Annotated in this window: 1 protein-coding gene; it reads left to right on the top strand. The window is 63.6% G+C overall.

What is annotated here, in order from left to right; all coding sequences use genetic code 11:
* Nucleotides 1-176: EamA family transporter (locus FNJ47_RS47000; RefSeq protein WP_163163615.1), on the top strand; the 176-nt coding region annotated here is incomplete at its 5' end.
* Nucleotides 177-269 lie beyond the last annotated feature (93 nt).

Raw genomic sequence — 269 nt, 5'->3', positions numbered from 1 at the left:
TGATCGCGCGCTGCTCGATGGACCGCATCGCCCCCTTCGGCTTGCTGATTCCTGTGTTCGCCTTGATCTCGAGCGTGTTGTTTCTTGGTGACCGCGTGACGCCGAAGCTGGTCGTCGGTGGGCTGCTCGCGATCTCCGGCGTCGCGATCACGCAGGTGAGGCCGAGTCGAGCGTGAGGAGGGTTGGCCACCCGCGCACCTCGTCGAAGATTGCGTGGATCGCCTCAATCGAGCGGGTGCGGAAAGTGACGTCGAGTCACTGTTGACTCG

This window comes from Bradyrhizobium uaiense, assembly GCF_010811875.1.
Classification (GTDB): Bacteria; Pseudomonadota; Alphaproteobacteria; order Rhizobiales; family Xanthobacteraceae; genus Bradyrhizobium; species Bradyrhizobium uaiense.
The sequence above is the reverse complement of the archived record's forward strand: the minus strand, read 5'-3'. Positions and strand labels throughout refer to the sequence as shown.